Source organism: Mycobacterium sp. (assembly GCF_032162105.1).
GTDB lineage: Bacteria > Actinomycetota > Actinomycetes > Mycobacteriales > Mycobacteriaceae > Mycobacterium.
In genome coordinates this window covers 1-6,480 of record NZ_JAVRPS010000082.1, presented here as the reverse complement: position 1 = coordinate 6,480, position 6,480 = coordinate 1, and the positions used below count along the sequence as shown (strand labels likewise).

Sequence of the window (6,480 nt, the reverse complement as noted above, 5' to 3'; positions counted from 1 at the left end):
ATGCGGTCCGGGTGGCGCAGGAAGAGTTCGACAAGACCTTTCCCGGATTCCGCACCGAACCACTGACGCTGGTGATCGAGAGCGACAACGGCCAGCCGGTCAGCGACCAGCAGATCGCCGAGGTCCGTAACGACGCGATGCAGATCCCCGGCTTCATCGAGCAGAACAACGATCCCTCCACCATGTGGAAGGAACGCCCGTATCTCGACGGAGCCTCCAAGGACCCGAACGTGCGGGTACTCCAGAACGGCCTCGTCACGCGCGGCGACGCCTCCAAGAAGATCAACGAGCTCCGGGCGATGGCGCCGCCGCGAGGAGTCACCGTCTCGGTGGGCGGCACCCCCGCGCTGGAACAGGACAGCATCCACAGCCTCTTCGCCAAGCTGCCAATGATGGTGGTCGTGCTGATTCTCACGACCACGGTGCTGATGTTCCTGGCATTCGGCTCGCTCGTACTGCCGATCAAGGCCGCGTTGATGAGTGCGCTCACGCTCGGTTCCACCATGGGCATCCTGACGTGGATGTTCGTCGACGGGCACGGCTCCGGCCTGATGAACTACACACCGCAACCGCTGATGGCACCGATGATCGGGTTGATCATCGCGGTGATCTGGGGTCTGTCGACCGACTACGAGGTGTTCCTGGTCTCTCGAATGGTGGAGGCCCGGGCACGCGGAATGTCCACTGCCGAGGCGATCCGCATCGGCACGGCCACCACGGGACGCCTGATCACCGGTGCTGCCCTGGTCCTGGCCGTCGTCGCGGGCGCGTTCGTGTTCTCCGACCTGGTGATGATGAAGTACCTGGCCTTCGGTCTGTTGTTGGCACTGCTACTGGACGCCACCGTCGTCCGAATGTTCCTCGTCCCGGCGATCATGAAGATGCTCGGCGACGACTGCTGGTGGGCGCCGCAGTGGATGAAGCGCATCCAGGAGCGACTCGGCCTCGGCGAGGTGGAGCTGCCCGACGAGCGCAAACGCCCGAGCTTCCGGGAACCGGAGGAAGCCCTGGTCGGGGCTGGCGCCCCGGTGCGTCCCCGGCCTCCGCACGATCCCGGGCATCCGGATGCCGGACCTCCCCGGCCCGGCGGACCGACCGGTCCCGGGCGCCCGCCCGCTCCCCCGCGGACCCTTCCACCGTCGACGGCCGGAACCACCCGGATCCCCACCACGCCGACCGCGCAGGCCGGGGAGGCCCCGACCACCCGTTTCTCGGCGCCCAAGGAGGCGGCCCCCAGCGCTCCGGCCAACGCCGGGTCCAATGCGGGGGCGCCCACGTCCCGCACGCCGCGGGTCGACCCGAACCGACCGGTGACACCGGCCGCACCGCCGAGCACCAGGGCATCCCGCCGGGCCGAGTCGCTGCGCGGATCGACGCCCAATCGCGAGATCGAGTCGTGGCTCGGTGAATTGCGCGGCGGGAACGGCGGATCGGCCCAGCCGTCGGCGGACCCGACGCGGGCGATGCCCGAGCACCGGCCCCCACAACGGCAAAGCCCGCCGCAGCAGCCGGGCAACGAGCCGACGACGGCGATCCCGACCCAGCGTCCGCGGGATCCCGAGGCCACCGAGAAGATCGCCACCCCCCGTGAGGCCGACGAGGAACCGAAGCGCCGCGGCGGCGGCGTCAGTGCTGCGGATCTGCTGCGCCGCGAGGGCCGGCTCTAACCGTCCGGCGGAAGGTCGTCGGGTTCGGCGTTGATCGCCGGACCCACTTCGGCCTCGAGGATGGCCTCCTCGACCTTCGGATCGTCGGCCAGCAGCACACGCACCGCGCTGTTCACGAACGCCACCGTCGGCACGGCCAGCAAGGCTCCGACGATGCCGGCCAGTACGGCACCGGCGGCGATCGCCAGCACGACCGCGAGCGGGTGCACCGAGACCGCGCGACCCATCACCAACGGTTGCAGGACGTGGCCCTCGAGCTGCTGCACGGCGATGATCAGGCCGAGAGTGATCAGCGCGAAGATCCAGCCCTTCGCGATCAGCGCCACGATCACCGCGAGGAACCCGGCGATCACGGCACCGACCAGCGGGATGAAGGCGCCGAGGAACACCAACGACGCCAGCGGCAGCGCCAGCGGGATGCCCATGATCGCCAGCCCGGTACCGATGCCGATGGCGTCGACGAGGGCCACCAGGAACGTCGCCCGGACGTAGCCGATCAGGGAGTGGAATCCGGCCCGCCCTGCGTCACGGACCCGGTCGCGGACGGTCATCGGGAAGATCTTGGTGACGTAGGCGAAGATGTTGCGGCCGCCGTGGAGCAGGAAGATCAGGGTGAAGAACACCAGCAGCGCGCCGGTGACGATCTCGGTGATGGTGCCCGCGGTCGACAGCGCGCCGCTGGTCAACTTCGCCTGGTTGTTCTTCAGCGCATCGATGGCCGCCTCGGTGGCGCTGTTGATCTGATCGCTGCTGAAGTGCGAGAACAACCCGGTCGTCATCCACTCCCTGGCGGTGGTGATGCTTCGGGCGACCTGGTCGACCAGGGCGGGCGCGCCCTCGATGAACTGGCTGACGACGAACGTCAGAATGCCGCCGACCACCACGAAACCGCTGAGCAGCACCGCGAACACGGCGACCCCCCTCGGCAGCCCACGCCGGTCGAGCAGGTCCACGACCGGCAGCAGCATCGCCGTCAACATGATCGCGAGCAAGACCGGAACCACGATCACCTCGACGTGCTTGACCACCCACAGCAACGCGATCAATGTGGCGAGGAGGATCAGCAGTCGCCAGGACCAGGCAGCGGCCTTGCGGACGATGGGATGCACGGCGGCGTCTGCGGTCGAATCGAGCGAGAAGCCCTCTGACATGCCGGTAGCGTAACGACTCGGCGCGCCCGCTCCCGGCACGCTGATTCGGCGAGGCGCCGCCGTTACCCTGTAGGGCGTGTCGCACGACGCGCCGGAGCGCAGAGGCGGAGCGACCCGGGAGAGCCCAATGATCAGCGACTCCAGCCGCCGAGAAGGCCGCCAGCGCGGCCGATACTGGTGGCTGCGGTGGGCGATCATCGGCGTCGCCGTCGTGGTGCTCGCCGTCGAGGTGTTGCTGGTCTGGGATCAGCTCGCCAAGGCGTGGAAGAGCCTGGTGTCCGCGAACTGGTGGTGGGTGCTGGCCGCGCTCGCCGCCGCGTTGGCGTCGATGCACAGCTTCGCCCAGATCCAGCGCACGCTGCTGAAGTCGGCGGGCGTGCACGTCAAGCAGTGGCGCTCGGAGGCCGCTTACTACTGCGGCAACGCGCTGAGCACCACCATGCCGGGCGGCCCGGTGCTGTCGGCTACCTTCGTCTACCGCCAGCAACGGATCTGGGGTGCCTCTCCCGTGGTCGCGTCCTGGCAGCTGGTGATGTCGGGCGTACTGCAGATCGTGGGCCTGGCCCTGCTCGGTCTCGGCGGTGCATTCCTGCTCGGTGCCAGCAAGAACCCTCTGTCGCTTATCTTTACGCTCGGAGTCTTCGTCGCCCTGCTGCTTCTGGCGCAGGCGGTTGCATCCCGCCCTGAACTCATGGACGGCATCGGCGTCCGCGTCCTTTCATGGGTCAACTCGGTTCGTGGCAAACCCGCTGACACCGGCTTGGACAAGTGGCGTGAGACCCTCCAACAGCTGGAGTCGGTCAGCCTGAGCCGCCGCACCCTCGGAATGGCGTTCAGCTGGTCGATGTTCAACTGGATCGCCGACGTGGCGTGCCTGGCGTTTGCCTGCTATGCCGCAGGCGGCCATCCGTCGCTGGCCGGGCTGACCGTCGCCTACGCAGCGGCCCGCGCCGTCGGGTCGATCCCGTTGATGCCAGGCGGACTGCTGATCGTCGAAGCGCTGCTGGTGCCGGGCCTGGTGTCGAGCGGGATGACACTGGCCTCGGCCATATCCGCGATGCTCATATACCGCCTGGTCAGCTGGATCTTCATCTCCGCGATCGGCTGGGTGGTGTTCTTCTTCGTATTCCGCACCGAGAAGGACCTGGATCCCGACGCAGACCCCGACGCGGCGATCAACGAGACCTCGGGTGCCGAGCCCGCCGAGTTCAGCCCCGACCCCGAGGCGATCTACGCCCCCGATGGCCCAGAGCCCGACCAGGTCCCTCCCGACCCCGAGGCGAGGCACGAGCCCGACCGCGACTCATAGGATCGGCTGATGCCCCCCAGCCTCCGCGGCCTCGTCGCGATCCTCGGCACGATCGGCTTGGTGGCGGCGTGTTCGTCGTCGACCGAGACCCCGTCGCAGTCCGCCGAGGCGTCGCCAACCCCTTCGGCCGCCGTCGAACCGGCTACTGCCACCCCGCTGCTCGCCGAAGTGCTCGCGCCGCCGATTCCGGTGCCCGCCACCGACGGCAAGGTACATCTCGCCTACGAACTACAGCTGACCAACGCGCTCGGGCAGGACCTGACCGTGGCGTCCGTGACTGTCAAGGCCGGGGACAAGACGCTGCTGAGCCTGGCCGGCGACCAACTCGCCTACTGGATGCGGACGCTAGGCGGCACGGAACCGACGACCAAGGTGGGTCCCGGCCAGAGCGCCTTCGTCTGGCTGGACGTCGTCATCGACGGCGCTACTGACAGTACGCCCGCTGTGCCACAAGAACTTTCGCATACCGTCGTGACCAACCTGACCAAGCCGGTGCCGCCACTGCTCCCCGCGACGATGACGGAGCACGTCGCCCCGGTGACGGTCTCCACCCACGAGCCGCCCGTCATCTCCCCTCCCCTTGACGGACCTCGCTGGGTGGACGCCAACAGCTGCTGCGACATGACGGCACACCGGATGGCGCTGAATCCGTTGAACGGCAAGCTGTGGGCTGCCGAGCGGTTCGCGATCGACTACCTGCAGATGAGCCCCGACGGTACCGTCTACCGCGGCGACGGTTCGAAGCCGGAGAGCTACCCCTACTTCGGCGCCGACATCCACGCCGTCGCCGACGGCCCCGTCGTCACCGCGGTCGACGGATTGCCCGAGCAGGTGGCCGGCCAGACCCCGACGGGGCTGACCCTCGAACAGTACGGAGGCAACCACATCATTCAGGACATCGGCGATGGCAATTACGCCTTCTACGCACACCTCAAGACCGGCACCGTCAAGGTGAAGCCGGGTGATCGGCTGACCACCGGGCAGGTGATCGCCAACCTCGGCAACACGGGCAACACCGACGCGCCGCACCTGCACTTCCACGTGATGAGCGCGCCCGATCCGCTGATGGCCAACGGCCTTCCGTTCATCTTCAAGTCATTCAAGCTCGACGGCCGACTCGCCTCGGAGGACGGAGTCGGCGACCTGCTGACCGGCAAGCCGGCCCCCGCCCAGCAAGGGCTCACCGCCAGGGACGAGGAAAATGTCAGCCCACTGGTGCTCGACGTGATGACCTATGCCGCAGGCTAGCGACACCCGGGTACGACCCGCCGCGGCGGTGCTCGTCGACGTCGTGTGCGTGCTGGTGTTCTGCACGATCGGTCGGCGCAGTCACGCCGAGGGGATCACCGTCGCCGGCGTCGCCGAGACGGCGTGGCCGTTCCTCGCCGGGACCGCGGCCGGGTGGCTCGCGGTACGCGGCTGGCGCCGACCCACGACGCTCGCACCGACCGGGCTGGTGATCTGGCTGAGCACCGTGGTGATCGGAATGCTGTTGCGCAAGGCCACCTCCCAGGGCACGGCGGTCAGCTTCGTGGTGGTCGCTTCGCTAGTGACCGCCATCCTGCTACTTGGGTGGCGCGCCGCCGTAGCGGCCCTGGCTCGGCGCTGACAGATCCGCTGTCGTCCGGATTCTGCTGCGGCTCAGGCGAACTCGTCACCGTCAAGGTGGCGCGCAACCCGCCCCGCGGCCCGTCGGACAGCTCGATGCTGCCGCCGTGCAGTTCGGCCTGCTGCGCAACCAGGGCCAGGCCCAGCCCCGACCCACCAGGGGCCGCGGTGCTTCCCCTGGCGAACCGGCCAAGGACCACCTGGTGCTCGTCGACGGGCAGCCCGCGGCCGTTGTCGTCGACGACGATCGTCAGCACGTCACCAGTTCTGTGCGCGGCCAGCGTGATCCGGGTGGCCGCGCCGTGCGCTATGGCGTTGCGCACAAGGTTGTCCACGGCCAGTCGCAGACCACCGGGCCACCCCCAGATGAAGCCGATGTCGTCGGCCTCCACGACGATCTCGACGGCGCCGGCTGCGCGGGCGTTCTCCCGCGCCACCCGGTCGAGCATGTCCGTCACGTCGATCAATTCGCGGTCCTCGACCTGCGCGAGCTGGCCCGATGCCAGCTGTCCGAGCGCGGTGATGATCGCCTCGACGCGACGCTGTGAGCGGAGCAGGTCGCCCACCACCTCCTCGCGTTCCTCGGGGGGCAGGTCATGGATCCGCAGGGTGTCCAGGTCGGCGCGCATCGCGGTCAGCGGGGTGCGCAGTTCGTGGGCGGCGTTGGCCGCGAAGTCCTGCGCCGCCTGCAACGAGTTGGTCGTCGCCTGCTGCGCGGCCGCCAGCCGGTTGAGCATCCCGGCCA

Annotated in this window: 6 protein-coding genes; 4 read left to right on the top strand and 2 right to left on the bottom strand. The window is 68.7% G+C overall.

What is annotated here, in order from left to right:
• Nucleotides 1-1,667: MMPL family transporter (locus QOC69_RS04010; RefSeq protein ID WP_526436601.1), on the top strand; the 1,667-nt coding region annotated here is incomplete at its 5' end.
• Here QOC69_RS04010 and QOC69_RS04005 read toward each other — a convergent pair.
• Nucleotides 1,664-2,818, bottom strand: coding sequence for an AI-2E family transporter (locus QOC69_RS04005; RefSeq protein WP_526436599.1), 1,155 nt, complete (start codon nt 2,816-2,818; stop codon nt 1,664-1,666). The two genes, QOC69_RS04010 and QOC69_RS04005, sit on opposite strands and share 4 nt — an antisense overlap.
• 127 nt (nt 2,819-2,945) lie before the next feature.
• Here QOC69_RS04005 and QOC69_RS04000 point away from each other — a divergent pair, with 127 nt between their 5' ends.
• From QOC69_RS04000 to QOC69_RS03990, 3 genes are read left to right on the top strand one after another with little or no spacing between them, the layout of a single operon-like run.
• Complete coding sequence (locus QOC69_RS04000; protein WP_526436597.1) at nt 2,946-4,127, top strand: lysylphosphatidylglycerol synthase transmembrane domain-containing protein; 1,182 nt, start codon at nt 2,946-2,948, stop codon at nt 4,125-4,127.
• Between the two features lie 9 nt (nt 4,128-4,136).
• On the top strand, nt 4,137-5,375 hold the full coding sequence (locus tag QOC69_RS03995; protein WP_526436595.1) for a M23 family metallopeptidase: 1,239 nt from the start codon (nt 4,137-4,139) through the stop codon (nt 5,373-5,375).
• On the top strand, nt 5,362-5,736 hold the full coding sequence (locus QOC69_RS03990) for a DUF3054 family protein (RefSeq protein WP_526436592.1): 375 nt from the start codon (nt 5,362-5,364) through the stop codon (nt 5,734-5,736). The genes QOC69_RS03995 and QOC69_RS03990 overlap by 14 nt, the downstream gene beginning before the upstream one ends.
• Here the strand turns inward: QOC69_RS03990 and QOC69_RS03985 are convergent.
• Nucleotides 5,651-6,480: sensor histidine kinase (locus QOC69_RS03985; RefSeq protein ID WP_526436590.1), on the bottom strand; the 830-nt coding region annotated here is incomplete at its 5' end. The two genes, QOC69_RS03990 and QOC69_RS03985, sit on opposite strands and share 86 nt — an antisense overlap.

Coding starts and splice junctions, on each gene's coding strand:
- QOC69_RS04005 (WP_526436599.1), bottom strand. CDS start 2,818: ATGTCAGAGGGCTTCTCGCTCGATTCGACCGCAGACGCCGCCGTGCAT.
- QOC69_RS04000 (WP_526436597.1), top strand. CDS start 2,946: ATGATCAGCGACTCCAGCCGCCGAGAAGGCCGCCAGCGCGGCCGATAC.
- QOC69_RS03995 (WP_526436595.1), top strand. CDS start 4,137: ATGCCCCCCAGCCTCCGCGGCCTCGTCGCGATCCTCGGCACGATCGGC.
- QOC69_RS03990 (WP_526436592.1), top strand. CDS start 5,362: ATGCCGCAGGCTAGCGACACCCGGGTACGACCCGCCGCGGCGGTGCTC.